Source organism: Streptomyces sp. NPDC045287 (assembly GCF_056432325.1).
Genome location: NZ_JBWKJG010000033.1, coordinates 1 through 25,247, shown reverse-complemented (window position 1 = coordinate 25,247; position 25,247 = coordinate 1). Strand labels below are relative to the sequence as shown.

The following is a 25,247-nucleotide window of genomic DNA, read 5'->3' as shown; positions in this document are numbered from 1 at the left end:
GTCCGTGCCACCCCGACGCCGCGCGGAGGGTCATCAATATCCGCGGTACAGAACGGCCCCCACGCCAGCGTGGGGGCCGTTCTGCTCAACTCGCCAGTTCAAGGGCCAACCCGCCAACTGAGGCACTAACCACAGCCGAGGACGAGGCGCTCGTGCGGGAGCCGGCCTACAGCTCGATGTCGAGCCGCTCCACGTCGGTGAACTCCACTCTCAGGCCGTGGGCCCTGCTGTTGTTGGCGCGGAAGTACATCCGGGCGAGACCGTCGGCGGCGATCTGTCGGAGCTGGTCCTCACTTTCGCCCTGCTCGCGGGCGGTGAACAGCTTCTCGGCGTACTCGGGCGGCAGGGCCTGGGTGATGTCGCGGATCCGGGAATCGTCGGTCGTGCCCGCTTCGGCTTCGAAGCCGAAGCGGGCACGGGTGGAGACGACCAACCCGTCCGTGGTCGCCGCCTTCTGCCTCGCCTTCGCGCGGATCTGCGGCTGCCAGCGCTTCTTCACCTCGACCTCCAGGCGGGCGCGCAGGTCCTGGCGGGGCCGCTTGAGCTTGCCCGCCACGTACCGCTCCACGGTGCGCTGGGAGATCCCGAGGGCCTGGGCGGTGGCCTTGGTGCCCTTGAGCTGCTTGACGAGGTACTTCATCTGGGCCTGGGCGCTCTTGGGAGCGGGGCGGGTGAACGCCTTCTCCAGTGCGCGGTCCAGGCTGTCCCCGAGCGAGTCCACCACGGCCTACTCCCCTTCTCCGGCGCTCTGGTCGGTTTTGATGAGGTTGGAGAGGTTGAAGACCCCGCCGCGCTCCTCGAACTGCTGCTCCGCCCACAGGACGGTCTGGGTGCCCTGGTGCTTGACCATCCCGGGCGAGACGCCGAGCCGGAAGCCGCCGGGCACCGGCTTGCCCTCGGGCGTGGTCGGCAGGACGTCCAGCGGGGAGGGGCCGGGCGAGGGGTAGACGATCGCGTCGGTGCCGATGGAGGTCGGGTACAGGTCGGCGGCGGCCGCGGTCTTCATCAGCTTGCGGTGCAGGCCGGTGCGCTGGCTGGCGAGCACGGCGGCCCGGATGTCGGGGCGCCACGTCCACCGCTCCAGCGCCGGGTAGGGCTCGTAGTACGGCACCTGGCCCCGGGAGCGCTGGCGCAGCTTGCCGATCGCGCCCTTCGCGGTGGCCTTGATCGCGGTCTCCAGCAGCGCCATCGTCGGGTCGACCTGCTTGCGCCGCGCCATCGCCTCGAGGAACTCCTCGCCCTGGAGGTCGGTGGTGACGCCCATGTCGGCCATCGTGGCCACGTAGGCGTCGCGCAGACGCTTGTACCAGGGGTCCAGGTAGCGGCCGGTCTGGGTGCGCACGTACGCCTCGATCGGGGCGACGTCGAAGCCGAGCTCGACGGCGTAGGCGACGGTCGGCGTGGCGTACCAGGCCGGGCCGGTGGGGCGTTCGCCGGTCGGTGTGAACGGCGAGGGGAGCCGGTCGCCGTCGACGGTGCGGCCGTTGACCTGGACGCGGGAGAGGTCGACGTGGGACAGGTCGACCAGCCAGGAGCCGGGCAGCGCCGGGTCGAAGGCGGGGTTGCCGGTCAGATGGGTCGGCCCGTTCAACCCGACGACCAGGCCGTTCGCGGCCGCGGCGAAGCTCATGTTGATGTCGATCGCGACCAGGTACGGGTTGGCGCACTCCTCGTCGGTCAGCGGACGGCACCAGTCGTAGGGCTCCTCCATCAGCATCTCGGCCGGAGTGCGCAGGTGGTGCCGGGCGAACTTGTCCTTCAGGATCGGGTGCTCGTCGGGTACCTCGCACGGCACGACGTCGTACTTGGCGGTGATGGCGTCGTCGTTGAACGCGGGCTTGAACTCGCCGGTCGCCTCGTCCTTCTGCGCGCGGGTCGGCGGGCGCAGCGCGGTCATCAGCTCCAGGCCGGTCGTCGCGGTGGAGCCGCGCGGCGTCATCACCCGGGCCGCGTACAGGCCGAGGTAGCGGGCGAGGTCGGCCAGGTGCATCGTCAGCAGCAGCTCCGGGTCGTCCTTCCTTCCCCACTCCCTCGTGTTCAGCGCGTCCCACGGCAGGATGCACAACTGGACGCAGCGCCGCCTGGAGCCCTCCGGGTCGCGGTAGAGGCGGGCCCACGGTCCGAACCCGCGCTGGGTCATCTGCAGGCCCGCGCGCTCGATCTGCTTGATCACCTTGTGGCCAGACGGGAGCCGGCCCGCGTTCCGCTCCTCCTCCGAGAGGGTGGCGGGCAGGCCGTAGCGCTCCAGCGCGGACGCGGTCAAGACGAGGATCGGGTCGGCGTCGCGGCCGTTGCGGTGCAGCCGGGCCTGCCCGAGTTTCGCCTCCGCGAGGGTCCAGTCGACCAGCGCCGGGATCGTCTTGGCGGGCACGTCCAGGACCAGGCCGCCGACGCAGTACGCCGACACCTGCCCGTCGGCGTCGACATCGATGACGGCGAGCGGGCCGTTCTCGAAGCGCGGGTCGACGGCGACCGCCGACACCGTGGTGGTCTTCTTCGCCACCGCCTTCTTCACCCCCGGGCGCCGCGACGCCGCGGCGGGCTTCGCGGCAGGCGCCGGTCGTACGGCAGCAGCCGGGGCCGGGGGCGCCGGCGCTTCGGCCGCCGGGGCGGGAACGGGCGCGGGGCCGGTGAACGCTTCTGGGACCGCCGGCGCCTCAGCGGCGGCTTCCCGGGGCGGCACGGCTGCGGGGGCGGAGACCGGCGCGGCTGCCGCGGGGCCGGGGGTCGGCGCGGCTGCGGGTCTGGGGAGCGGCGTGGCCTCGGCGGGGGCGGCCTCGTCGGCCGGGGCGGGGTAGAGCTTGGCGAGCCCGTCCAGGAGTCGGGCGTACGCGTCGCGCTCCGGCGGGCGCGGTTCGGTCTTGCCCGCCTCCCACCCGCTGACGGTGGCCCGGCGCACCTTCAGCGCGGCCGCGACCTCGTCGACCGTCAGAGCGTGGGCCTGCCGTAGCCGCTTGCGCTCCGCCGGCGGCGGCAGCACGGCGCGGGACGCGAGCAGGGCGTCGACCGCGTCGAACAACTCGGACATGAAGCACCTCCTGTCACCATCCTACCCCCTTGAAGCGTACGAATCGCGCATCTTTTGCGTACAAATAGCGTGCGATTCGCGTACGGATGCTATGTTGACCTTGAAGTGCAAGCATCTGAAGCTCGGAGGTCTGGTGGGGGAGAGCGGCGTTTTGGGGGCGTTGCCCGAGGCGGAGAGCCTCCAGACTCTGGAGCAGGTGATCGTTCCAACGTTCACCAAGGGCGCCGTATCTCAGTCCCGCCCCGTCGTGGTTGACGTCGCTGGGCAGCCCGGCGCGGGGAAGACTCAGATCGCCGATCTCGTTCAGGCGGCGCTCGACCGGCGGGGTGGTGCGGTGCGGATCTGCAGCGACCTCTACAAGAGCGTGCACTCCCGGTACGGCGAGCTCCTGGCCGGCGACGTCCGTACCGCCGGTGCAGGGGTGCGCCCGGACACGCGCCGCTGGCAGGCCGCGCTTGAGGAGCACGTCCGCGCGCGCGGGTTCGACGCGGTGGTCGAGTCCGCCTTGGCCGACGTCGAGGAGTTCCGCGCGTCAGCAACCGCGTATCGGCGGGCCGGCTTCCGGCTGGAGGTGGTGGCGGTGGCGACGACGGAGGCGCTGAACCAGCTCGGGATCCTGGACCGCTTTCTGTCCGAGGCGGTTCGTGGTGGCGGCCGGTATGTGTCGTGGGAGAACCACGACACGTGCGCGAAGCAGTTGCTCGTGACGCTGGCGGTGATCGAGGCCGAGCAGCTCGCCGACCGGATCACCGTCGTACACCGGGACGGCACGGTGCTGTACGACAACGAGCTCACAGGCGGTGGTTGGCGGCGTCGGCCGGCAGCCGAGCGCGCGATGGCCTACGAGCGGCGTCGGCCTTGGAGTGCGCGGGAGACGGCCGTCTTCCGCCGGGATCTGGCGCGGACCGATCAGAGGCTGCACCGCGACCTGCGCTGCGAGGACCGGCGTCTGGCCGTCCAGCGGACGGCATCGTCTCCCGGGACGATCCGCGCGCGATCTACGTGCTGGGCCAGCCCGGTGCGGGCAAGCTGCTGGCCGCCAGGATGGTCAAGCGCGCCATGCGGCCGGGGGCGACCCGGCTGGTCGGCGACGACTTCAAGGCCCAGCACCCCGACTACTTCCGGCTGCTGCGCGACGATCCCCGCGGCGCCGGGGCGGCGATCCGCGCCGACTACCGCGCCTGGTTCGCCCAGGCCGAGCAGTACGTCCGCGACCGGCGCGGCGACGTCCTGATCGAGGCCGCTCCGGGCAGCGTGGAGGAGTTCCTCGCCAGCGCGCTGCCGTTCGCGACCGCCGGCTACCTGGTCGAGCTCGTCGTCCTGGCCGTACGCGAGGCCGACAGCCGGCTCTCAACCGCGCTGCGCTATGCCCGTGCCCTGCAGCGCGGCGGCACCGGCCGGTTCACCAGCCGCGTGGGCCACGACACCTGCTTTCGCGCGCTCGCCGATGTCGTCGCCGTCGCCGAGCGGCATCCGCAGGTCGCGGCCATCACGGTGATCCGCCGTGACGGCCAGGCCCTGCTGCGCCACGAAGCCGGCGGCGCCGGACGGGCTTCGTGGGCACTCGCCGCGGAACGCTCCCGCCCCTACACCGAGCAGGAGGCCGCAGCCTTCCTCCGTCTCCACCAAGGCCTGCGCCGGGTGCTCCCCCGGCACCGAAAGGAGCTGGACGACATCGTCGCGCTCGCCCGGCCGTTGATGCCCGACGGCCATCGCTCGCCTCCGCGAGCTCCCTCAGAGCGGCGACCACGCGTACTACACCGAAATCGCCTACTACATGGCCGGCCGGGCCCTGGACTCACCGTCGACCACGCGGTGGATCGACAGCGAGCAGACCGTCCGCAGCCGCTGGCGCGCGCTCGTCACCGCACGGCGGGAGCGCTTACGCCACCAGTCGTAGGCGCGCGTCTCTGGGACACGCACGAGCACAGGGAGACGCTCCTGGCTGTCAGGGGGGTCGGGTATTCTTCGGCGGTTCCGCGGCCCACTGTGCTGCTCTAGTGCAGAACCCCGGGCGAATTAGCCCAATCAACCATGGGGTCACCTGTGCAACGCGTCACCCTTAAGATGTGATTCAGCTCACGTTCACAAGGGAACAATGGCGGTCAGCGGCTTCCATAGCGGGACGTTGCCCGCCACCTCGTACGGCCAACATGCGGTCAGGAGTCGCCAGCGCGCCACCGCACGAGGCAAGATTGGGGCATCGCGACCCGCTTAGGTGACCTACGCCACATTGGCCGGGCCGCGCGGGCACAGCAAAACGAGAGCCCCATCCTCCGTAGCCGGCAAGCAGTGGTGGATGAGGCCCTCGGACACACCGTGCAGCAGGGGCCCCGGCCTTTAGGCCGGGGCTTTCCCTTACCAGCCCAGGTGATCTCGCACGATCTTGTAGATCGTGTAGACCGGCCCGAGCCAGCGAGCCAGGTTGTACGCCCGGTCCGCCTTGCTGCGGTGGTGCCCCTCCGGCGTGGTCGCCATCGGGTCGCCTCCTTTCTAGGGCCCCACGTTCGTGAGCCCTGCAGGCGTCCACGACGTGGCGCAGCACCTAGGAGGAGCGATAGCGCCATACCCTACCCGGCCCGTACGACCAGCGCGGTCGGTGCAACTCCCCGTAAGGCGCTGCCCCGCGGGGCACTGGGTGCCAACTAGCTGGGCCCCGTCGAGCCCGATTCTCGTCAGCAGCGAGTCAACCGACGGTTCCACTGCAGGCCAACGGATCGGCGGTTGAGGGAACGCGGTGCCAGACCCTAGATCGACGTCATTTATATGACTATTCGACTGTGGTTCGTTTCCGCAGATCAGAGCCCTCCAGCCTCAGCTGAGTGGCATTCAGCACATCACGTGTGCCAACTGCCTAAAATCGCCCGCCGCAGCAACAGGCGCCCCAAGGGCCCCACATGTTCGTTGCCCGGCCTTCATGAACTCGTCGTTCACGCGGACGGAGTGGTTGGCGTTCTGGTACCGGACGGACGTGATGTCGTCGCCGCCCAGGTCCATGTCGAAGCCCGCGTTGCGCAGGGCGCGGATCTCCTCCTTGACCTTGGTCTCGATGAAGCCCTCGATGCCGCACGGGAGCAGTTCGCCACCAGCTGGTCCCGCCTGAGAAGCCAGCTCGGTTCGGCGCTGCCGCGGATGACGGCTGCCGACAAGATTCAGGCGCTGATCCTGGTCGACCAGGAAACCCCGCCCGACGAGGCCCTCCTGTCTTCGCTGCTGGCAGCGGGCGACTCAGAGTTCGCACCGCACTACCGCAGTGTCGCGGCCGCGCTGGGACTGGAAACGCCGACCGACGACGAGTTGCGAGATGTCATCGAGGCTGACGTGCAGCAGGTGTTCGACAACTGGCGGGGGCGATAGCACGCGCGGACGGGCCGCACTGTGCTACGCGCCAACGACGAACTCGCCCTTGCGTTCCAGCTTCTCGACGGACTCGACCAGCGCTCCAATACCCTCCTCGCCCAGGTCGTCGCCCTGATCAAGGACGCCGGAACCAGCGATGTCACCACCTGCGCTCAGAGCCTGCGGACCCACATCGAGGCCGCAGGACTGCCCTTCCTCCACCGGTTCGTGGAGCTCGCCCTCGCCTTCCACCACGCCGTCCGCGACGAGGACCAGGACCTGGCCACCGTCATGGCCGGCTACGCGCGCTCACCGCCACCGGCGACTTCGCCGACTTCACCGACATCGCCCACCACATGGCCGGCCTCCCCCTGCCCGACGCTTCCCCCGTCCAGTGGCTCGACGGGCCCGAAGCTGTCCGCGCCCGGTGGCAGGAACTCGTCCGGGCCCGCCAAGCCCGCCTTCGCGCCGACAGGTAACCCGGCCCCGAGGTCAGGGGGTGAGGTCCAGGACGCGGACCGGTTGGCCGGTCCATCGGTCGGGGGCGGTGGTGGCGATGATCGCCCCGTCGGGGCGGTCGGGGGTGGGCTGGGCCGCGTACTGGCAGTGTGCCGCCGCCCAGGTGTCGTGCCGGGCCACGACCAAAGCGGCCGGAAGGTCCAGTTCGAGGACGGTGATGCCCGGCAGCGCGGCCAGGTGCTCCGCCGTGCCGGGCCTGGACCGGTCGGCTTCGACGAGCGCGCACGCCGGGGCGTACAGGTACCAGCCGGCCTGCGCGTGGGCGCGGTGGATGAGCCGGGAAGCAAGGACGTTGCCCTGGCCGGCCGCGGCCATCGCGGTGTCGTCCAGGACGATGTGCATGGCGTCGCTCACCGGGCGGCCGCCCGGGCCAGGCGGCGGTCCAGCTCGCTGTCGAGGTCCCGCTCCTGGGCGGGGGTCGGCGCGTAGCCGGCCCACTCCTCAAGAGCGGCGCGGGCCTGCTCGGCCCGTTCGGCGCGCTCGTCGGGGGTGAGGAGGGTCTCGGCGAGCCGGGCCAGGTAGGCGCGCAGCGACATCCCCTCCGCCGCCGCTATGGCGGCGAGCCGGTCACGGGCTTCCTCGGGAATGCGGATATTGGCGTCGGACATCATCGGGCTCCCTCCACACAAGGAAGGGTACGGGTACGTACCCGTACCCATACTATCGGTGGTGCCGCGCCCGCCGGCCGCCGGCCGCCGCCGGCGGGGCCAGGTCCGCTACTTCCCGGCAGCAGTGTGCTTCGCGTCGACGAAGGCACCGTCGACGACGCGCGGCGGCGGGCCCTTCGGGTACGGTCGGCGCCACCACGCCCGGACGGCGCCGCGTACAGCGGGGAGGGGATGCTCATGCATCGCGACAGCGAACGGGAGCACGCCGACGTCGGCTGGGGAGCCACCGGAGAACCAGGCCGGGACCTGTCCCGGGACGTCGGCTGGGGCGTGAACGGCGCCTGACCGCCCCGCCCGGCGCAACGGCAGACCGACCCGCAGCGAGAAGCCGCCGGTGTGCCACGCTGAAGGACGCCCGGCGGGGCCGCGCCCCGTGAAGCCGACGCCGCCCCACCGAGCGCCCACACCCCCGATCAGCGCAGGAAGGCCCGCCGTGGACCACACGGACGCCAGGGGCGTCGAGTACGAGGTGGTGCTGCGATCCCGCCCGGGCGGACCGGCCATCCTCGGCATCTGGGGCCGACCCGAGACCGCTGACCGGAGGTTCGTGGAGTGGCTCGGGCGGTACGGCACGCCCGGCACCGTCCTCACCCTGACCGCCACCATCGACGGCGAGACGCACCCGGTGAAGAGCTGGACCTACGAAAGCGGCCTGCAAGAGTTCACGGCGCCCCGACCCGCGTAGAGGGGGCCGACCCGCACCACCCGTCCCGTGCCCTGACCCGGGGAGGCGCCGTTGAGGAGGGTGTGGACCACGACACCGAGCCGGTGACCGGCACCTACCCGGACGAACCCCACCTCCCCCTGCTCACCCACACCGAGGCCCGCGAGGTGATCGAGCACCTGCAGCTCCTGGAGCGGCTCGACCCCGAGCGCGGCTGGGCAGCGGGGCAGCTCGCCGCCGACCTTGCCCGCCGCCTGCCCGCCCCGTAGCCGTCCCGGCACGGCGAGGGCCGCCGCGCCGGCGGTTCAGCTGGGCTTGAGAGCGAGTCCTTTACGGGAGAGGACGACTTAGTCGGGTAGCCGGGTCACGTCAACGTGACCCGGCTACCCGACTTATGCAGGAGGTCGCAGAGGCGTTGTCATGCGGGTGGTATCAGGGCGATGAGGAATTCCTGGTCGCGGGCGCCCGAACAGCGACCTTCGACGATTTCGGCTCCTGGCAGGCGAGCGGGCGGGCGCCGCCCCGCCGTGGCGGCCGCGAAGACCGACGACGTACGCACCGCGTACCTGGAAGGCCGCTCCATCGCCGCCCTCGCCCGCGACCACGGCGTCAGCCGCGGCGCCATCCGCACGGCCGTCGCCGACCTCCTGCCCGACCACACCGCCATCAAGGAGGACGCGTCCGCCCCGGAGCTGCCAGTCACCCTCGACATGTCGGGCAAGGTCGCCGACTACCTCCGTGCCACCGAGCTGGAGCCCGCCGAGCGGGCCGCGCTCGACCAGGGCGTCACCGTACGACGCGGTCAGGGCTACACCCTGCGCGTCACCGCCGTCCCCGCCGTACACCGCCAGCTCCTCGCCCGCCCGGCCGTACGGGAGCACGCCAGCAGGCGACCGGCGTCCCGAAGGCGCATCAGGCACGGTCGCGAGATACGGCGCGGTGCCGGTGCGCCCGGTGAGCGTGGTGGCCTGCCTCGCGGTGTCCTCCACGATGCGGCGGGCGAGCGCGGTGCCGTCCATCAGACGGGCGGCCTGGATCTGGGTCATGCTGCACACTCCTGGGCTGGATCGACTCTTCTCGCCCAGGCGCGCGGCTGACCTTACGGGCCGCTCCCGGTGGTGCTCCACCTCAGCGCCAGTCACGGCCCGCGTACAGCGTAACCGAGCGTGCGTACGGCCTTCGGACCACCGTCCCTCCGCCACCGGGCCGGGTCTACGGGCCCCCTACCCGGATGATCAGCTGATCGGTGATCTTGCCGTCGTCCTGCAGCGTGAGCATCGACACGGCCAGGAGCCGGGAACCGTCCGGGAACTCGGAGGACTCGCTGAAGGCGGCGTGGTCGCCCTGGACGACGCACTGCTCCAGCTTGTTCGTCACGTCCACGGTGTTGGTGTAGATGTCCGCCAGCGCCGTGCGGATTTGGTCTTCACCCTGGATCACGTAGGGATCGTTGGGCGGGAAATCACTGTCGACGAAACGGACCCGGGCGTCTTCCATGTAGAGCGACATCAGCGAAAAGAAGGCGTCCTCGGTGTTACCCTCTATGCCCTGACGCAGTGTCTCGGTGTCGAATGGCGCGTTGCCCATTGTGACCTCCTTCAGGCGTCTGCGGCCCGCCCGTGAGCGGGCCGCACGGGTCCTTCCTGACGAGACTCCTCCTCCCGGGCGGCTCCGGCAAGCGCGGCGGTGTGAACGGGCTCGGCAGCCGGGAGCCGTCGACCGTGAGACCGTTCATGGCCGCGGCGAAGCTCATGTTGATGTCGACGACCACCAAGTGCGGGTTGGCGCACTCCTCGTCGGTCAGCGGTCCGCACGGTCGGCGAGCCGCTCGTGTGCGAGGGCGATGTCAGTGCGGGACGCCACGTCCAGCTTCCGCATGATGCGGGCGACATGGTGCTCCACGGTCCGGGTGGACAGGACCAGGCTCTCGGCGATCTCCCGGTTGGCCCGTCCCTGGGCGACCAGCCTCGCCACCTCCTCCTCCCGGGGGGAGAGCTGGTCGCCGTAGCCGAGACGGCCCCGGCGGTGGGTGGTGACGACGTCGTGGCGGCGCAGCAGCCGGTGGCAGCGGGCCACGTCCCAGCGGGCGCCGAGGCCCTGGTAGGCGGCGATCGCCCCGTGGACGGCTGCCTCGGCGTCCGCGTGCCCGGCCTGGAACAGGCACCGCCCCCGGACCTCCGCCGCGCCCGCCGCGTCGAAGGGGCGCCCGAGCCGCCGCCACTCGGCCTCGGCCCGGGCCAGCAGCCCCGCGGCCGTGCCGAAGCGGCCCTCCGCCTCCGCGAGCAGGGCCCGGCACACCGTCAGCGCCGCCCCGGTGGCGGGGGCGTCGCGGCCCGAGGTCCCCGCCGCGAAGTCCTCGACGAGCCGGTGCGCCCGCGTGCTCTGGCCGCTGCCGTGCAGCGCCTCGACGGCGATGGGCACGACTTCGGTGGCCCACACCCAGCCGCCGGTCCGGTCCAGGTGGTGCAGGGCCGTCTCTACGGCGTCCCCCGCCTGCCCGGGGCGTCCCGCCTCCAGGTGGAGCCGCGCGGTGGCGGCGGCGGACGCGGTGAGGATGAAGCCTGTGTCGTAGCGGGTGAGCCGGGCGGCCTCGGCGAGGTCCCGGCGCGCGGTCGGTACGTCGCCGTGGACGTGCAGCGCGGTCAGACCGCGTACCAGCATCGCCTCGGCGGTCAGATCGGGGATCTCCTCGTACGCCCGGGTGACGCGGTCTGCGGCCTCGCGCAGCCCCTCCCACCGCCCCTCGTGCCAGCCGATGACCAGCCGGGCGGTGTGCGTGAGTCCCTCCAGGTACGGGCTGGAGGTGGCCTCGAGCCCGGCGGCGGCCCGGTCCAGGAACGCGCGGGCCCGCCCGGTGTACCCAAGGGCGACCGTCGCGTGCGCCAGGTTGGCCCACCCCCGGGCGTGTTGCGCCGCCTCCAGGGCCGAGGCGGCGGGGCGGTCCAGCGCGTCGGCGGCGGCCCACGCCCGTGCGTCGCCCAGCAGCATCAGGGCGGTGGCGCGGTTCGCGGCGACCGCCGCCCGGGTCGCCGGGTCCGTCACCGCGCGGGCGGCCGACTCGACCCGCTCCAGCCACGCCCGATGGCGGCCGATCGGCCACCCCTTGATGGAGGGGATGGCCGCCACGGACATCGCGCGGGCGGCGGTCTGCGGGTCGCTCTCCTCCAGATCGGGCAGGGCGCGGGCGATCTCGTTGAGGCTGTCCAGGGGCGTCGCGCCCTGGTTGCGCAGCACGACGCTCAGATGGAGTCTGATCTCGCCGCGCAGCCGGGGCGGCGGGTCGTCCTCCTTGAGAACCCGCCGGACGGCGCTCACCACGTCGTCCCCGGCGCGCGCGAGCTGGGCGGTACGGGCGAGCTTCACGGCCGTACGGACACGGGGCCCGACTCCACGCGGCGTCTTGCCGCTCCCGCCCGGCCGGCCTGCGAGCGATCGCCCGGGTTGCTCGGTGACCGCCCGGGTGTAGAGGGCGGTCGCGGCGGCGTAGTCGCCCCGGGCGGCGGCGTGGTCGGCGGCCGCCTCCAGGTATCGCAGGGCTTCCCCCGTTCGCCCGGCCGCCCGGTGCAGGCGGGCCAGGTCGGCCAGCGGCAGCGGGCCGCCCGCCCGGCGCAGGGCCCGTGCGGCGCGCAGGGCGAGGCGTTCCAGCCGGGGCCCGGCGATCCGTTCGTACACCGCGTCGCGGTCCAGGGCGTGACGGAATCGCGTGTGCCGCCCGTCGGCGCCGAGAACCGCTCGGCGTGCGGCGAGTGCCACGGCCCGTTCCGCGTCGTCGGCGGTCACCCCCGCCACCTCGGCGAGTACGTCCAGTGCGACTGGCCGGTCGAGGACGGCGGCCGCCTCCACGACCCGGTCGGCCGTCTCGTCGAGAGGGCCGCGCCGCCGGGCCATGTCCCGGCGGACCGCCGCCGGGACGCCGACCGCGTGCACGTCCGCCGCACGGACCGTGCGGCTGTGGCCGCCGGAAGCGGCCGGGCCGCCCTGCCCCGCCTCGCGCAGCAGCGCCTCCACTGCGGCGGGCAGCCCGCCCGCACGCGTGTGCACCAGCTCGGCGAGCTCCGGTTCGGCGGGGCGCCCACCGAGCCACCGCCGGACGTACTCCCCAGTCTCCTCGGGGCTCCACGGCCGCAGGGTGACCTCCTCGACCCGTACCCGGGGGTGGGCGCGGACCCCGAGGACCGGCAGGCCGGGGGCCGCGCGCTCGGTCACGACCAGCCGGAGCGACGGCGGCATCTCCGCCGTGAGCCGGTGCAGCACGTTCAGGGTGCGGGCGTCCGCCGCGTGCACGTCCTCCACGACCAGTACCGCGGGGCCGAGCGTCGCCAGCAGGGCCCGTACGCCACGTGCCAACAGGCCGTCGCGCAGAGCGGGTTCGGGGAGCGGAGGGTGTGGCGGCAGCCGGTCCGCCAGCTCGGGGACGACCGTCCCGACGACGCCGGTCACCGGTGGCAGGCAGAGGCCGGGCCGGTACGGAAGCCCGGCGAGGGCGTCGGTCATCGCCGCGAGGGGCGCCTGCTGCGTCGAGTCGGGGCAGGTTCCGCGCAGGTGCGTCAGTCCGGCGCACGCGGGGTCGGCCAGCAGCTCGTCCACCAGGCGGGACGCGCCGACCCCGGCCTCGCCCCGTACGACCACCACGCACGGCCCCTGCGCGAGCACCGTCCGGAGGAGGCGCACCTCGGCGTCCCGCCCGACCAGCCCGACGGTCCCGACGCCACCGGTCGGGCCCGCGGGCCCGGTACGGCAGGGGAGTTCGGCGGGCGTGCCGAGGTCGGCGGGAAGCGCTGGGCGGGGGTGGCCGGGGCTGTCGGGGCAGGCGGGGCGTCCAATACCGGCGGGGCTGTCCACTGACTCCTCCTCCATGCTGCCCGTCCCTCCACACCGGTCGCACCGGAGTCCGTCGCGCCGTCCACCGGCCACGTCCACAGCCGCCCGGCCACGACTCGGTTCCGTGCGACCGGGTGGAGGGTGGTCTACCGGCTCACGTCCACCGGTGCAATAGGGGTCCACCACCTAGCGAATCCCCGGCAGGCCCCGGCTCGTCGCCCAGGGAAGGGGCCGTCCGTCCGGCCCGCCGCCCGGCGCCACTTTTTGGGTAGCGCTACGGATTGCTCGGTCCCCGCCGTCGAGCCGAAGCTTCAGCGGTCGGACGACGTCGTCCGCCTCGCGTCCCGACGGGCCCGCTGCCAGGGCCCGGCGCGGGCACCGGCCGCACCTCCACGCGGCCGTACGACGTGGCTTCGACCCGGCGCCGCACGGGCAACCCCCGGTACGGCCCGGCCCGGTGCCGCACGGGTCCCTCCCGTGCGGCGCCATGGCACCGCCCGCGGAAGTCCCACGACGGACGGCGCGGACCGGGGCATGCGCCCGGACGTCGGACCCCGGCCTCGGAAGGCCGCCCGGCGTCGGGGGCCGCACGCCGGGCGCCGCACGCCGGTCCGCTCGACGCCGGGCAAGGGGGATGAAAGACATCGGGGCTTGTCATGTGCATGTCCTTCATTGTCTCGCCTCGCCTCTCGCCGCTCCCGGACCCGCGAACCGCACCACCCCCGGACCAGTCAGGTCCGGACCGCTCTCAAGGGAGAAACCATGGAGTTCGACGCTCGCGCCGTACGGCGACTGCTCGCCGTCGGCGCCAGTGCCGCCTTGCTCGTCGGCGCCGCCACCACCGCCGGGGCCGCCGAAACCACACCCGTACCGCCCGGCGGCGAGGGCCGGATCGTCGGCGCGGACCGCCCCGGGGCCGTCGAGGGGTCGTACATCGTCACCTTCGCCGACTCGGTGTCCCGCACCGACATACCCGCGTCCGCGAAGGCCCTGGCCAAGCGGCACGGGGGCAGCCTGACCCACACGTACACCACCGCCCTGCGCGGCTTCGCCGTCACGATGTCCGAGGAGCGGGCGAAGCGGCTGGCCACCGACCCGTCCGTCGCCCGGGTGGAGGCCGACGGCGTCGCGTACGCGGCCGACACGCAGACCAACCCGCCGTCCTGGGGCCTGGACCGCGTCGACCAGCGCTCGCTGCCCACGGACTCCCGCTACACGTACGCCACCACCGCGTCCAACGTCACCGCGTACGTGCTCGACTCCGGCGTCCGGCTCAGCCACCGCGACTTCGGCGGCCGCGCGGTCAGCGGGTACGACTTCATCGACAACGACTCCAACGCCTCCGACTGCCACGGACACGGCACGCACGTCGCCGGTACGGTCGGCGGCAGCTCGTTCGGCGTGGCCAAGGGCGTCAAGATCGTCAGCGTGCGGGTGCTGAACTGCCAGGGCAACTCCGGCAGCAGCTGGGCGCCGGTCCTCGCGGGCATCGACTGGGTCACCAAGAACGCCGCCAAGCCCGCGGTCGCCAACATGAGCATCGGCGGCGGGCGCAACCAGTCCGTCAACGACGCGGTGGCGGCCTCCATCTCCTCCGGCGTCACCTGGGTCGTCGCGGCGGGCAACAACAACGCCGACTCCTGCCAGTACTCCCCCTCCTCCACCCCGTCGGCCATCACCGTCGGCGCCACCAACAGCAGGGACGCCCGCGCCACCGGCTGGAACAACGGCCAGGGCTCCAACTACGGCTCCTGCCTGGACATCTTCGCCCCCGGCGACTCCATCCTCTCCACCTCCCACACGGGCGACACCGCGTCCCGGCCGGACAGCGGCACCTCCATGGCCTCCCCGCACACGGCGGGAGCGGCGGCCCTGATCCTCTCCGCCAACCCGACGTGGACCCCCGCCCAGGTCCGCGACCGGCTGGTGGCCGACGCCACCGCCGACAAGGTCACCGACGCGCGGACGGGCTCCCCGAACCGCCTGCTGTACACCGGCTCCGACGGCACCACCCCGCCGCCCACCGGACCGCGCTTCGAGAACACCGGCGACTACACGATCCGCGACCACGCGACCGTCGAGTCCCCCCTCGCGGTGACCGGCGTCAGCGGCAACGCCCCGGCGGACCTGTCCGTCACCGTGGACATCCGGCACACCTTCCGCGGTGACCTGCGCGTGGAACTGATCGCCCCCGACGGCTCCGCGTACCTGCTGAAGGACTACAACAGCAACGACAGCGCCGACCACGTCCAGGCCACGTACACGGTCGACGCCTCCTCCCAGGCCGCCAACGGCACGTGGAAGCTGCGGGCCAGCGACAACGAGACCAACGACACCGGCTACATCAACGCCTGGTCGCTCCAGTTCTGAGCCGCCGGACCCCAGGCGCCGACCGCGCCCCCACTTCCCCGGGGGACGGCCGGCGCCGCCCTGCCGCCCGACCCGTCAGGGCCGCAGGGCGAGCGGGACGGTGACCGTGTCCACCAGGCGCTCCTCCTCCGAAAAGTCCCACAGGGCGGTCAGAGTCCCGGCGCTCTCGCGTTCGGTCCGAAAGGCGAGGGTCAGGTCGAACGTCCCGCGGGTGCCGGTGCCCGAGGAGGCCATGCCGTGCGCCTGCGCCGGCTGAGCTAAGGCCCGGAGACCCCCGCTGATTCGGGCCGCGCACCTGCGACGCAGCAGGTGAGCAGGGATCGAGGACGCGGCTCCCTTGTCAGCAAGCCCCATGATTCTTGAGAAGATCGCGGACGTGACCGAAGAAACGAAGGGCCCAGACGCGATGTGGGCAGACGCCAAGAACCTGTACGACGTGGTCCCCGCCCTCGACGCTGTAATCGAGACCATCGGACGGGACCTCGTCTTGGGGGAGTATCCGCTGGCGCATGCCACGGCGGAGGCGGCGGCGGCAATGATCGTGAAGCAGCGTGAGGCGACGGGGATCGGCGACGAGGGGACAGCGCTGCTCGTCGTCCGCGCACTCGCCAAGACGGCAGCCGCTGCGGAACGCGCAACCGATGGATTCAGTTCGTAGCGACGCACCGCTCTGACCCCTGGCATAGACGGTACTCAGACTTCGCTGAGAACCGCTCAAGGCTCGATGCGACGGAACAACCACGCGCCCAAAGGACAACGCCACATCGTCAGGGAAGGAGACGGACACGGTGCACCGGCAGGCCGGTCCGCAGCGAGAAACGGCCGGTGTACCACGCTGAAAAGATGCTTGGCGGGGGCGCGCCTGTGAAGCCGGTGCCGCCCCGCCGGGCGCCGGCACCCCCGATCAGCGCAGGAAGGCCCGCCGTGGACCACGCGAACGCCGAGTACGAGGTGGTGCTGCGCTCCCGCCCGGGCGGACCGGCCATCCTCGGCGTCTCGAGCCGGCCGACCGGAGGTTCGTGGAGTGGCTGGGGCGCTACGGCACGCCGGGCATCGTCCTCACCTTGACCGCGACCGTCGACGGCGAGACGTACCCGGTGAAGAGCTGGACCTACGACAGCGGCCTGCGGGAGTTCATAGCGGCCCGGCCCGCGTAGAAGGGGCCGGCCCGCACCGCCCGTCCCGTGCCCTCGCCCTGGGGAGCGCAGTTGAGATCGGTGTGGACCACGACACCGAGCCGGTGACCACCTACCCGGACGAACCCCGCCTTGCCCTGCTCACCGCCGCCGAGGCCCGCGAGGCGATCGAGTATCTGCAGTTCCTGGAGCGGCTCGACCCCGACGGGCGCGGCTGGGCGGCCGGGCAGCTCGCCGCCGACCTCGCCCGCCGCCTGCCCGCCCCGTAGCCGTCCCGGCCCAGTGGGGGCCGGGGTGCCGGCGGTTCATCCAGGCCGGTCGAGGATGCCCTGGAACCCCGGGCCGAGGCCACGGCGCCGGGGCCGACGCCCGGTGCGTGGTGCGGGCACCGCCGTCGGAGTCGTGGACGGGTCCGTCTCCGGCTCGGTGTCGACCGGCAGGCCCAGGCGCCGGCGGGCCGTGGCCGTCGCGGCCGTCACTACGGCCAGGGCTTCGCCGGCTTCCGGGTCGATCTGGGCGAGCGCGGCGACCAGGATGTCGATCGCGGCCAGGGCGTCGTCGGCGGCCGCCGCGCTCCAGCCGGACCCGGCCGCGGCGTCCGCGAGTTCGCACGCCGCCTCCGCCGCCCGGTCCGCGCGCTCCTCGATGCCGAACCCTGCCCGGTCCACCAGCCCCATGCCGCCCCCAACGCCGCGCGCGGCCGCAGGGACACTGCCAGACCGCCCGGCAGTCCTTCCGCCGGGCCTCTGCCCGCCCGTGAGGATGCCGGCCTCGGCATGCACCGGCAGCGAGACGGGAGCGTCGGCGAAGGCGCCGGCGACCCGCCGAAGCGCGGGTCTGGTCAGCTCCATTCGTGCTCGCCGCCGTGGCAGCCGTACAGGTCGCAGGTGCTCGGCTCGCCGTCGTCGAGACCGGTTTCGACGGTGCAGCGGGGAAGGTGCACGATCCGGTACGGGCTGCCGGTCTTCCACAGCGCCCACCAATCCCGGTCGGGCGTCAGGCTGGACTGTACGAGCGTGGCGTGGTCCCCGCTGTGAAGGGGCGCCAGCAAGCACCCCATCACGGGTTCGACCTCGTACATGGCGTACTTCACCGCGTTCCACCGCTCGATGTCCTCGGCGGCCAGGGCGACGGTTAATCCGCAGCGTTCCACGAAGCTCTCCTCGGTCAGCCGATGGCCGCGCGCCGGCGGCTCCGCTCCGGGGCGGCCACACCCCAGCCGACATCGCCGTAGCCCCATCCGATATCGCTGCTCATGACCTGCCCCTCCCTGTGTCCGGCGCTCCGCCGTTGGGGTGACCGTAGTCGCCCCTGCACCGTAGTCCAGCGGTCGTCCCCTTCGCTCCCGGGTCGTACGGTCACGCCTCTGTGCCGGTCTCGGGCCGGGGCTTTCGAAGGCGGGTGAACTCCTTGGCCCGCTCGGCGCGGGCCCGGCGCAGGGCGGCGGCCTCGGTCACTGCGGTCTGGCGGCGCCGCTGCGCGCGGGCCTGCTCGATCGGGGCCGTGCGGTCACCTGAGCCGGCCCCGCCCCGCACGCCCGCGGGTCGTACGGGGCGGGAGGCCGCCCGCGGGAGGAGCCGATCGAGTTTCCCCGGAGACACGTGCAGGCCGCCCAGCTCGCTGAGCGGCCTGCGCTGTCACCGTACGCGGCCGAGGTGGATGACGCTGACGCGGATGCGTCGGCCGTCGACCTCGTACATGACCCGGTACCGGCCGACGTGGATGCGCAGTACGCCGCCGGCTCCGAAGGCGCCGTCGGGCTGGGGGTTGTCGGCGAGGCGGTCGACGGCGGTGAACACCTGCCGGACCCCGGCGGGGTCGTCCTTGGCGAGCCGCTCCGCCTGGGTGAGGGCCTCGGGCTCCCAGATGACCTCGTACCTCACGTCCCGTCCTCACCGAACACGCGCCGGTATGCCTCGTCGTGCGGGAGGCCGGCATCCTCGCCGCGGCCTTGGCGGTCGCGGTAGGCGACCAGGGCCCGCAGCTCCTGAAGTTCCAGGGCGTCGGCGGGGCTGACCAGTACCGCGAGGGTCTGTCCGTGGTCGGTGATGGCGACCGGTTCGCGGGTGACGTTGACCTCACGCGCGATGGCCTCCAGCCGGGCGCCGGCTTCCACGATCGAGTAGGTCGTCTCCGTCATGCGCGCCACCCTACAAAGGTGTGCACGTTCCGACAGCGCGCCGGGGCCGGCGCCGGCGCGACGATGCGCGGGGCGTGGCTCACCGGGCTCCCTCCACGCGAGCCTGGGTACGGGTGCGTGCCCGTGCTGTTGGTCGTGCGGCGAGGGTCGGCCGCGGTCGGCGGTGCCATGTCCGCTACTTCCCGGGCTCTGTGTGCTTCGCGTCGATGAAGGCGTCGTCGACGACGACGCGCGGGGGCGGGTCCTTCGGGTCGGGACGCTTGGTGACGCCGTCGAGTACGCCGGCGATCTCGTCGTACATGCGGACGGACTCGGCACTGCGGTGCCGGCCGAAGCGCTTCGAGTCCGGACCGCCGTGGGCCATGTAGTCCAAGATCCGCAGGTAGTTCGCCAGGTGCACCCCTGTGAGCTCGACGTGGATCAGGCCGTTGTCGAGGTCCTTGACCGTGGTCTTCAGCTCCAGGTCCGGGCCGTCCCTGCCTGTCTGGTCCGAGGTCTTCTCCCACAGGTCCTTGGTGGTCTCGATGTGGAAGGTCTTCAGGCCGGCGGCTTTCTGCAGGCGCTCGGAGTGCTGCGGCGGGGAGTCGGTGGAGCAGCCGCTGACGCAGACGGCGGCCAGGAGGGCGAGGGCGCCGAGCAAGCGGGCCCGGCGCGGTGCGGAGGAAGAGGACACGGACCGCAGTGTCGCCGGAGCGTCTGGGGCCCGGGGCTTTTTGCTCTTGCGTCATCCGCACGAGCGACGCACCGGTCGGCCAGGACGGCCGGAAACCCGTAGCGGACGGGGACGCGCCGACGTCGGCTGGGGCGTGAGCGGCGGCTGGCCGCCCGCCGCCCGTGCTCCGGCGGGCCGGCCCGCAGCAAGGAGCAGCCGGTGTGCCACGCTGAAGGAGACCCGGCGGGGCCGCGCCCGTGAAGCCGACGCTGCCCTACCGGGCACCAGCACCTTGACCAGCGCAGGAAGGCCCCCATCGTGGACCACACGAACGTCGAGTACGAGGTGGTGCTCCGCTTCCACCCGGGCGGCCCGGCCATCCTCGGCCTCTGGGGCCGACCCGAGACGGCCGACCGGCGATTCGTGGAGTGGCTCGGTCGGTACGGCACGCCGAACGCCGTCCTCACCTTGACTGCCACCGTCGACGGCGAGACGTACCCGGTGAGGCGCTGGACCTACGAGAGCGACCTGCAGGAACTCCCAGCGGCCCGACCCGCGTAGAGGGGGCCGGCCCGCATGGCCCGTCCCGTGCCCCGGCCCGCAGAGGTGCCGTTGAAGACGGTGTGGACCACGACACCGAGCCGGTGACCGGCACCTACCCGGACGAACCCCGCCTCCCCCTGCTCACCCACACCGAAGCCCGCGAGGCGATCGAACACCTCCAGCTCCTGGAGGAGCTCGATCCGGACGGGCGCGGCTGGGCGGCCGGGCAACTCGCCGCCGACCTCGCCCGCCGCCTGCCCACCCCGTAGCCGTCCCGGCACGGCGGGGCCGCGGCGCCGGCGATTCAGCTGAGCTTGAGGGCGAGGCCTTCGCGGGAGAGGACGACGTCGCCGGCCGCGGCCCCGCCGGGGACGGTGGGGGTGAGATGGCGGCGCTGGACAGATTCCTGGACGTACGCCTCGGGATCGTCCTCGCCGCCCAGGAGGATACCGAGGGCCACGAGCAGGCCGCGCTCCTCGACTTCGGCCTCGATCCGCCGGACGACATCCTGGCGCCCAAACCAAGGGCTGTCCTGCTGGGCACGAAGGCGCCGGTCCTGGCGGCGGACGTCCTCGGCGATGAGGCGGCGGTGCAGAATCTCGTCGACGATCGTGTCTGCGGCATCGCGCGGAGCGGCGAAGCCGCCGGTCGAAATACTCATACCCAGCTCAACGAGCCTACGAGAGGCGCGGAAACTAGGGTCCGTCTTCAAAGATCATCGGGTGGTGGATCATGGTGGGGTGATACGCCGCCACGAACTCACCGATCAGGAGTGGGAGTTGCTCGCTCCGCTGATACCGCGGGCCGCGACGGGACGGCCTCGCGTGTCAGACCGCCAGGTCATCAACGGGATGGTCTACAAGATCCGTACCGGGATCTCGTGGCGTGACCTGCCCGAACGCTACGGGTCTTGGCAGACGGTCTACACCCGCTTCCGCCGCTACGCGATCGACGGCGTGTTCACCCGGGCCCTGCAGCAGATTCAGGCCCGGGCGGACGCCGCCGGGGACATCGACTGGCTGGTCCAGATCGACTCCACCATCGTCCGCGCCCACCAGCACGCCGCCGCCACCGGTCGAAAAGGGGGATCCACCGGCAGGACGAACCGGACGATCACGCCCTCGGCCGATCCCGGGGCGGACTGACGACGAAAGTCCACCTCGCCTGCGACGGCAAAGGCCGCCCCCTGGCCATCCTCGTCACGCCGGGCCAGCGCCACGACAGTACCTGCGCACGTGTCCTGCTCGAACGTATCCGCGTTCCCCGCGGCGGCCTCGGCCGGCCCCGCTGTCGCCCCGACCATGTGATCGCGGACAAGGCATACAGCTCCCGTGGATTCCGCGGTTACCTGCGAAAACGCGGAATCGCGCACACGATTCCCGAGAAGGACGACCAGCGCAAGCACCGCCGCAACCGCGGCCGGCGAGGCGGCCGACCACCAGGCTTCGACCGCGAGACCTACCGCCGTCGCAACGCCGTCGAACGGTGCTTCAACCACCTCAAGGGCTTCTGGGGCATCGCCACCAGATACGACAATACCGCCACCTCCTACGAGGCAGCGGTCAGCCTGGCGTCGCTCTTGCTCTGGGCAAGATCGCTTTGAAGACGGACCCTAGTTTGGTGAGTCGGCGGTGGCTGATGAGTGCTGCGGCGATGCCGACGAAGGCCAGGAGGTGTTGGGCCTTGCGCTCGTAGTGGCGGTGTAGGCGCCGATACCCCGCCAGCGAGGACACCGTCCTCTTGACGACCCTGCGGTGGTGGCCCAGCCGCTTGGAAATTCGATGTGTTCCCTGGCTGCCCCGGCCGTTGAAGCGTCGTCGGCCGGGGCAGCGCACCGGTGGCCTCAGTCGCTGATCTTGACGTATGTCAGGTGGGATCCGCTGCCCCGGAACTCCGACGACTGGATGGTGGACCCGCCGGTCAGCCCGTTGCCGGGGCTGCCGCCCCGCAGGCCCGCCTGTACGCGGACCGTTCGCGACCCCTGCGTCGGCGTCACGGTGATGAGCCTGGACAGCGGTGTCGGGCCGTTGGTGCAGTGCTGGAGCCGGGTCGCTGCCGTGAACTGGTGCTGGGCCGAGTGGCGGCGCCCGAGGTCGACGCCGGTCTCATCGACCAGGCGCACCGTGGTCCACAGGTTGGTGCTTCCGGCCTCGTGGACGGTCGCACAGATGTGTGTGGTGATGTCACCGACCACCAGATATACCCCCGGTTCGGGAAGGGTGACCCGCAGGGCGGTGTCCGCCCAAGTGTTGCTGGTGCGGGTCGGCAACAGGTTGACGTCGGGGACAGGTCCCGCCTGGCCGTGGTGGGGCGTCAGGTATGCCTGGACCGTGTAGGTCTGCGGGCAGTCACCTGCATCCGGGCCGTTCACGACGACATCGACCGACCGCCAGGAGTTGGCAATGCGGCCCGGCGCACGGCCGGAGGTTCCGGTGACGCGGGTCTCCGGGACACGCAGGCCCTGCTCGGTGGAGGTCAGTGCGTTGCACTCGTCCGGGTCGAGAATCGCGTGCGCGCTGACCGTGTAGGTCTGCGGGCAGTCGCTGGCGGCCGGGGGCGTCACGACGACGCCGATCGTATCGTTGACGTTGGGGCTCTGGCCGGAGGTTCCGGTGACGCTGGTCTGCGGGACGCGCAGGCCCGACTCGGTACAGGTCAGCGCGTTGCACTCGTCCGGGTCGATGATCGGCTCGGCCTGCCACTTCTTTTTGTTGCCAGGATTGCCGTCGTTCTTTTTGATGAACCTGATACAGGAGCTGTCCTCGAACTGGGCCATGCCTCATCACCCCTTGATGATTTCTGTGGAGGTGGCGTTCACGAGCACGTCCTCGCCCTGCGTCGAGGCTGAGCGTGAAGGCTCCGCGAATCGAGTGCATGCCGTTTCCTCCCCAGGAGGAGGAATTCGCTCATGCAGTCGAACCGGCCGCCGGAGCGCCTTATAACTCAAAGCTAAATCTCCCGTGGCATATCCAAAAGGGCGCAAGATGAGTTAATGGGGTTATCGGTAGAGCGAGAAACTACTTATAGTATTTTATGAAATACGCGGTCGTACGTCGACGGTCCACCCCCGCCACCCAAGCCGCCCCGCACTCAGGGCACTCAGCCCGGCCCACACCCTTCAACTCCGCGGCCACCGGCATACGCAACCGCAGGTCCCGACGCCACTGCCTGGAACGACAGGCCGCCGAGCAGAACCTCGCACGAGCTGGAGCAGCTGGCCTCAACCGCCTGCCGCAACCAAGGAAGGCATTCATTGATCGACGCATCGAGCAACTCGACTTCTTGTCTGTGGAATGGTTTGGCGGCGAGCCTTTGACAGCAAAGCCGGTTGTCTTTGATATCGCCCAACATATTCATTCATCACTTGAATCAGCCCCGTCTGTCGTCTACTCGAGCAGCATGACGACAAATGGGTATCTGCTGGATGAGGACACCGCGACAACACTCACCCGACTTGGCGTGCGTTCGTTTCAGATCTCCCTTGACGGGCCGCCGGATGTCCATGACGAGTCGCGAGTAAAGGCAGACGGATCCGGCACCTTCTCCGAAATCTGGCATAACCTATTGTCTCTGCGTGACAGTAATCTCTCGTTTGAGGTGATGCTGCGCCTGCACTTCACGCCAGTTACAGCAGATCGTCTCTACTCGCTCATTGAGCTCATCAATGAATCATTTTCTGGCGACAGTCGTTTTAAGGTGGCCTTCAAATCGGTCAACCGACTAGGAGGAGAGAACGATCACAAGATCGAGGTTTTTAATTCTCGGAAAAAGCGTGACGTGATCGCCTCTTTTGAGCAACGCCTACGCCTGGAAACTCAATCCTTTGCGCACGGCAGAACCGAGTCGCAAATCTGTTACGCGGCGAAACCAAATTCTTTCGTGATCCGGGCAGATGGGCGCGTCGGCAAGTGTACGGTCGCTTTGTACGACGATCGGAACACGGTAGGTCGCATCACTGAAGATGGTCGGGTTGCAATCGACAACGACAAGATGCGGCCCTGGATGAAGGGGTTCGCAACCCTGCCTGCGGAAGAACTGCACTGTCCTTTGCACTCGCTATGATGAGGTCAATGGATTGGGTCGGTTCTTGAGGTATTGAGCCCATTCCAACTTCGGGTAGCTGCCGGTCAGCGCCCTGTCATGGGCATCTGATAGATCCTGCTCATGACGTTCATGGTGGTGGTCGAGGGGGATGCGGGCGGATGGCACATCGATCGGGGTGCGCTGACCGAGGCGATCCGTGCTCGGTGTGAGGTTCCCCCGAGGTGCGGAGCATGTTGTCAGCAGGTCAGATGGTTCTCATGAGAGGAACATCGACCATGGCTGTTCCCAGGAAGTACTCGCTCGAATTGCGTGAGCGTGCGGTGCGGATGTACCGCACCGTAGGAGATGCTCAGGTCTATAACGCAAACGAGGACGGATCGCGGCAGGCTTCACCCAACTTGACGCAGTGCAAGAGCGTTGGCCGCACCGGTTTGACCACTACGGTCGACGCGGGCCCGACGGATTGCTGCTGCACGAACGGCTTCGCCAGCCTGCCGCTGCTGGGCCCGGACGTCCTCGAGCGACGCCACCGCCTCGTCCTCCTGGTGCTGCTCGATGTCGGGGAAAACGGTGGCGGTGAGCTCGCGGCGGATCTGCTCCTGCCGGTCGACGGCGGAGGCAAGACCCGGGTCCTCCTGGCGGGGCGTGGCGACCGCGCGGTGAGTGGCGAGCGCACGGTGGTAGCCGGTCGACGCGCTTTCCCTCGTCTTCATCGGCCCGGCCGGAACGACCTGACGCGGGGCCTGTTCGTCGGCTGAGTTCGCGCAGGGCGCGGATCTGTTCTTCGGCGGCGCGGGCGACGGCCGGGTCGACGCCTCGTTCGGGCAGGCTGGCTACGGCGTCCTGGTGGGCGACGCGGGCTTGGCAGTAGCCGGGTGAGACCGTCTCCCTGGTTTTCACCGGCCCGGCAGCCGACGCTGCGGTCCGCGTGGTCGGCCGGTCCCGGCGGAACCGTGGACTACCCCCGCGGGCGCAGGGACGACCACCGGGGCATCGCCAACCGAGCCCGTACGGAGGGACTACCCCCGCGGCAGCCGCGGCGGACGACCGCCCGGCTTCGACCGATGCCTCTACCGCCGCCGCAACGTCGTCGAACGCTGTTTCAACCGACTCCAGCAGTGGCGCGGACTGGCCACTCGCTACGACAAGACCCGCGAGTCCTACCAAGCCGCCGTCACCATCGCCTCAATCCTGCTCTGGATCTGACCTTTGAAGACGATCTCTAGCCGCAATACCGGTGATTTAGGTTGTTTTCGTTCGCCTGCTGGTTGGTTTGGTGGGTGGAACCGGTGTGACGGTGTGAGCCGGTGGTGGGGGTGGGTT

Annotated in this window: 28 protein-coding genes, 4 pseudogenes and 1 riboswitch; of the genes and pseudogenes, 14 read left to right on the top strand and 18 right to left on the bottom strand. The window is 71.1% G+C overall.

The genetic code is table 11. The features are described 5' to 3' along the window. Positions 1-166 precede the first annotated feature (166 nt). Both tpg and tap read right to left on the bottom strand, forming a co-directional pair. Positions 167-721, bottom strand: coding sequence for a telomere-protecting terminal protein Tpg (gene tpg, locus AC07D6_RS32295; protein ID WP_479050348.1), 555 nt, complete (start codon positions 719-721; stop codon positions 167-169). Positions 722-727: 6 nt separating this feature from the next. Beyond that, positions 728-3,028, bottom strand: coding sequence for a telomere-associated protein Tap (gene tap / locus AC07D6_RS32290; RefSeq protein WP_479050317.1), 2,301 nt, complete (start codon positions 3,026-3,028; stop codon positions 728-730). Here tap and AC07D6_RS32285 point away from each other — a divergent pair. Both AC07D6_RS32285 and AC07D6_RS32280 read left to right on the top strand, forming a co-directional pair. Further along, positions 3,027-3,761 (top strand): annotated as a pseudogene (locus AC07D6_RS32285) (zeta toxin family protein); the annotation flags it as partial. The gene tap and the pseudogene AC07D6_RS32285 overlap by 2 nt on opposite strands. Positions 3,762-4,030: 269 nt before the next feature. Continuing rightward, the gene (locus AC07D6_RS32280; RefSeq protein WP_479050315.1) at positions 4,031-5,029 is read left to right on the top strand and encodes a zeta toxin family protein; all 999 of its coding nucleotides are present in this window, start codon (positions 4,031-4,033) and stop codon (positions 5,027-5,029) included. Positions 5,030-5,887: 858 nt separating this feature from the next. On the opposite strand, the pseudogene AC07D6_RS32275 reads toward AC07D6_RS32280, so the two are convergent. The 4 genes and pseudogenes from AC07D6_RS32275 to AC07D6_RS32260 form a co-directional block, all read right to left on the bottom strand. Then, positions 5,888-6,091 (bottom strand): annotated as a pseudogene (locus tag AC07D6_RS32275) (hypothetical protein); the annotation flags it as partial. A gap of 318 nt (positions 6,092-6,409) precedes the next feature. Beyond that, complete coding sequence (locus tag AC07D6_RS32270; RefSeq protein WP_479050313.1) at positions 6,410-6,622, bottom strand: hypothetical protein; 213 nt, start codon at positions 6,620-6,622, stop codon at positions 6,410-6,412. Between the two features lie 237 nt (positions 6,623-6,859). Beyond that, a complete protein-coding gene (locus tag AC07D6_RS32265) occupies positions 6,860-7,228 on the bottom strand; it encodes a PIN domain-containing protein (protein WP_479050311.1) in 369 nt (122 codons plus the stop codon). 8 nt (positions 7,229-7,236) lie between these two features. After that, on the bottom strand, positions 7,237-7,494 hold the full coding sequence (locus AC07D6_RS32260; RefSeq protein ID WP_479050309.1) for a hypothetical protein: 258 nt from the start codon (positions 7,492-7,494) through the stop codon (positions 7,237-7,239). A gap of 493 nt (positions 7,495-7,987) precedes the next feature. Between AC07D6_RS32260 and AC07D6_RS32255 the strand changes: the two genes are divergently transcribed. Both AC07D6_RS32255 and AC07D6_RS32250 read left to right on the top strand, forming a co-directional pair. Then, a complete protein-coding gene (locus AC07D6_RS32255; RefSeq protein WP_479050307.1) occupies positions 7,988-8,239 on the top strand; it encodes a hypothetical protein in 252 nt (83 codons plus the stop codon). Positions 8,240-8,301: 62 nt separating this feature from the next. Beyond that, entirely contained in the window at positions 8,302-8,487 is a 186-nt protein-coding gene (locus AC07D6_RS32250; RefSeq protein WP_479050305.1) for a hypothetical protein, read from the top strand. Positions 8,488-9,135: 648 nt separating this feature from the next. On the opposite strand, the pseudogene AC07D6_RS32245 reads toward AC07D6_RS32250, so the two are convergent. From AC07D6_RS32245 to AC07D6_RS32235, 3 genes and pseudogenes are all read right to left on the bottom strand, one after another. Next, positions 9,136-9,264 (bottom strand): annotated as a pseudogene (locus AC07D6_RS32245) (bifunctional 5,10-methylene-tetrahydrofolate dehydrogenase/5,10-methylene-tetrahydrofolate cyclohydrolase); the annotation flags it as partial. Positions 9,265-9,290: 26 nt separating this feature from the next. After that, a riboswitch (ZMP/ZTP riboswitch) is annotated at positions 9,291-9,370 on the bottom strand. A 60-nt stretch (positions 9,371-9,430) separates the two neighbouring features. Continuing rightward, a complete protein-coding gene (locus AC07D6_RS32240) occupies positions 9,431-9,805 on the bottom strand; it encodes a nuclear transport factor 2 family protein (protein ID WP_479050303.1) in 375 nt (124 codons plus the stop codon). A gap of 213 nt (positions 9,806-10,018) precedes the next feature. Further along, positions 10,019-13,075 carry a LuxR C-terminal-related transcriptional regulator gene (locus AC07D6_RS32235; RefSeq protein WP_479050301.1) on the bottom strand — a complete coding sequence of 1,019 codons (3,057 nt, stop codon included), beginning with the start codon at positions 13,073-13,075 and terminating at the stop codon, positions 10,019-10,021. Between the two features lie 726 nt (positions 13,076-13,801). Between AC07D6_RS32235 and AC07D6_RS32230 the strand changes: the two genes are divergently transcribed. Then, the gene (locus AC07D6_RS32230) at positions 13,802-15,409 is read left to right on the top strand and encodes a S8 family peptidase (protein ID WP_479050299.1); all 1,608 of its coding nucleotides are present in this window, start codon (positions 13,802-13,804) and stop codon (positions 15,407-15,409) included. A 75-nt stretch (positions 15,410-15,484) separates the two neighbouring features. Here the strand turns inward: AC07D6_RS32230 and AC07D6_RS32225 are convergent, their stop codons facing one another. Then, positions 15,485-15,643 carry a hypothetical protein gene (locus AC07D6_RS32225; RefSeq protein WP_479050297.1) on the bottom strand — a complete coding sequence of 53 codons (159 nt, stop codon included), beginning with the start codon at positions 15,641-15,643 and terminating at the stop codon, positions 15,485-15,487. A gap of 118 nt (positions 15,644-15,761) precedes the next feature. Here AC07D6_RS32225 and AC07D6_RS32220 point away from each other — a divergent pair, with 118 nt between their 5' ends. From AC07D6_RS32220 to AC07D6_RS32210, 3 genes are all read left to right on the top strand, one after another. Beyond that, positions 15,762-16,067: a hypothetical protein gene (locus AC07D6_RS32220; RefSeq protein ID WP_479050295.1), complete on the top strand. Its 306-nt coding sequence runs from the start codon at positions 15,762-15,764 to the stop codon at positions 16,065-16,067. 361 nt (positions 16,068-16,428) lie between these two features. Then, on the top strand, positions 16,429-16,566 hold the full coding sequence (locus tag AC07D6_RS32215) for a hypothetical protein (protein ID WP_479050293.1): 138 nt from the start codon (positions 16,429-16,431) through the stop codon (positions 16,564-16,566). 62 nt (positions 16,567-16,628) lie between these two features. Then, positions 16,629-16,814 (top strand): hypothetical protein, encoded by a 186-nt coding sequence (locus AC07D6_RS32210; RefSeq protein ID WP_479050292.1) that lies wholly within the window; start codon positions 16,629-16,631, stop codon positions 16,812-16,814. A 36-nt stretch (positions 16,815-16,850) separates the two neighbouring features. On the opposite strand, the gene AC07D6_RS32205 is transcribed toward AC07D6_RS32210, so the two are convergent. From AC07D6_RS32205 to AC07D6_RS32180, 6 genes are all read right to left on the bottom strand, one after another. Further along, entirely contained in the window at positions 16,851-17,222 is a 372-nt protein-coding gene (locus AC07D6_RS32205; protein ID WP_479050290.1) for a hypothetical protein, read from the bottom strand. Positions 17,223-17,386: 164 nt separating this feature from the next. Next, a complete protein-coding gene (locus AC07D6_RS32200) occupies positions 17,387-17,698 on the bottom strand; it encodes a hypothetical protein (protein ID WP_479050288.1) in 312 nt (103 codons plus the stop codon). 205 nt (positions 17,699-17,903) lie between these two features. Further along, positions 17,904-18,080, bottom strand: a complete 177-nt coding sequence (locus AC07D6_RS32195) for a hypothetical protein (RefSeq protein WP_479050286.1) — start codon at positions 18,078-18,080, stop codon at positions 17,904-17,906. Positions 18,081-18,182: 102 nt separating this feature from the next. Next, positions 18,183-18,428: a type II toxin-antitoxin system RelE family toxin gene (locus AC07D6_RS32190; protein WP_479050284.1), complete on the bottom strand. Its 246-nt coding sequence runs from the start codon at positions 18,426-18,428 to the stop codon at positions 18,183-18,185. After that, positions 18,425-18,685 (bottom strand): type II toxin-antitoxin system prevent-host-death family antitoxin, encoded by a 261-nt coding sequence (locus tag AC07D6_RS32185; RefSeq protein WP_479050282.1) that lies wholly within the window; start codon positions 18,683-18,685, stop codon positions 18,425-18,427. The genes AC07D6_RS32190 and AC07D6_RS32185 overlap by 4 nt, the downstream gene beginning before the upstream one ends. 175 nt (positions 18,686-18,860) lie before the next feature. Next, a complete protein-coding gene (locus tag AC07D6_RS32180) occupies positions 18,861-19,358 on the bottom strand; it encodes a hypothetical protein (RefSeq protein WP_479050280.1) in 498 nt (165 codons plus the stop codon). A 297-nt stretch (positions 19,359-19,655) separates the two neighbouring features. Here AC07D6_RS32180 and AC07D6_RS32175 point away from each other — a divergent pair, with 297 nt between their 5' ends. Together AC07D6_RS32175 and AC07D6_RS32170 are read left to right on the top strand one after the other, a co-directional pair. Then, complete coding sequence (locus AC07D6_RS32175) at positions 19,656-19,898, top strand: hypothetical protein (protein ID WP_479050278.1); 243 nt, start codon at positions 19,656-19,658, stop codon at positions 19,896-19,898. A gap of 62 nt (positions 19,899-19,960) precedes the next feature. Next, positions 19,961-20,149: a hypothetical protein gene (locus AC07D6_RS32170; RefSeq protein WP_479050276.1), complete on the top strand. Its 189-nt coding sequence runs from the start codon at positions 19,961-19,963 to the stop codon at positions 20,147-20,149. Positions 20,150-20,184: 35 nt separating this feature from the next. Here the strand turns inward: AC07D6_RS32170 and AC07D6_RS32165 are convergent, their stop codons facing one another. Beyond that, a complete protein-coding gene (locus tag AC07D6_RS32165) occupies positions 20,185-20,541 on the bottom strand; it encodes a hypothetical protein (protein ID WP_479050274.1) in 357 nt (118 codons plus the stop codon). 82 nt (positions 20,542-20,623) lie between these two features. Here AC07D6_RS32165 and AC07D6_RS32160 point away from each other — a divergent pair. After that, positions 20,624-21,483 (top strand): IS5 family transposase gene (locus AC07D6_RS32160; protein ID WP_479050346.1). Its coding sequence is split into 2 segments (ribosomal slippage): positions 20,624-20,990 and positions 20,990-21,483, totalling 861 coding nucleotides; the frame shifts between segments, so codons are not numbered across the junction. Between the two features lie 240 nt (positions 21,484-21,723). Here the strand turns inward: AC07D6_RS32160 and AC07D6_RS32155 are convergent. Continuing rightward, the gene (locus AC07D6_RS32155; protein WP_479050272.1) at positions 21,724-22,656 is read right to left on the bottom strand and encodes a hypothetical protein; all 933 of its coding nucleotides are present in this window, start codon (positions 22,654-22,656) and stop codon (positions 21,724-21,726) included. A gap of 257 nt (positions 22,657-22,913) precedes the next feature. Here AC07D6_RS32155 and AC07D6_RS32150 point away from each other — a divergent pair, with 257 nt between their 5' ends. The 3 genes and pseudogenes from AC07D6_RS32150 to AC07D6_RS32140 all read left to right on the top strand — a co-directional run. Continuing rightward, the gene (locus AC07D6_RS32150; RefSeq protein WP_479050269.1) at positions 22,914-23,942 is read left to right on the top strand and encodes a radical SAM protein; all 1,029 of its coding nucleotides are present in this window, start codon (positions 22,914-22,916) and stop codon (positions 23,940-23,942) included. 257 nt (positions 23,943-24,199) lie between these two features. Then, complete coding sequence (locus tag AC07D6_RS32145) at positions 24,200-24,682, top strand: hypothetical protein (RefSeq protein WP_479050267.1); 483 nt, start codon at positions 24,200-24,202, stop codon at positions 24,680-24,682. Positions 24,683-24,950: 268 nt separating this feature from the next. Further along, a pseudogene (locus AC07D6_RS32140) lies at positions 24,951-25,130 on the top strand (IS5/IS1182 family transposase); the annotation flags it as partial. Between the last annotated feature and the right edge of the window lie 117 nt (positions 25,131-25,247).